Below are 432 nucleotides of genomic sequence, written 5' to 3' on the forward strand. Positions count from 1 at the left end.
AATTAACCTAATACTTTAGCAACAACGCCCGCACCTACTGTACGGCCACCTTCACGGATAGCGAAACGTAAACCGTCGTCCATCGCGATTGGGTGAATCAGTTCAACGATCATGTTGATGTTGTCACCTGGCATTACCATTTCTACGCCTTCTGGTAATTCGATAGTACCAGTTACGTCAGTTGTACGGAAGTAGAACTGTGGACGGTAGCCTTTGAAGAATGGAGTGTGACGACCACCTTCATCTTTGCTCAGAATATAAACTTCTGATTCGAATTTAGTGTGTGGCTTGATTGAACCTGGTTTAGCCAGTACTTGTCCACGTTCGATTTCTTCACGTTTAGTACCACGCAGAAGAACACCAACGTTCTCACCTGCACGACCTTCGTCAAGTAATTTACGGAACATTTCAACGCCAGTACAAGTTGTTTTA

The 432-nt window shown here is 44.4% G+C and carries 1 protein-coding gene; it reads right to left on the minus strand.

What is annotated here, in order from left to right:
• Positions 1-2 precede the first annotated feature (2 nt).
• The coding region (locus tag ACNARN_RS18650; RefSeq protein WP_416303692.1) for an EF-Tu/IF-2/RF-3 family GTPase at positions 3-432 on the minus strand (430 nt) is incomplete at its 5' end.

It is taken from the genome of Proteus sp. TSJ240517, assembly GCF_047921575.1.
Taxonomy (GTDB): domain Bacteria; phylum Pseudomonadota; class Gammaproteobacteria; order Enterobacterales; family Enterobacteriaceae; genus Proteus.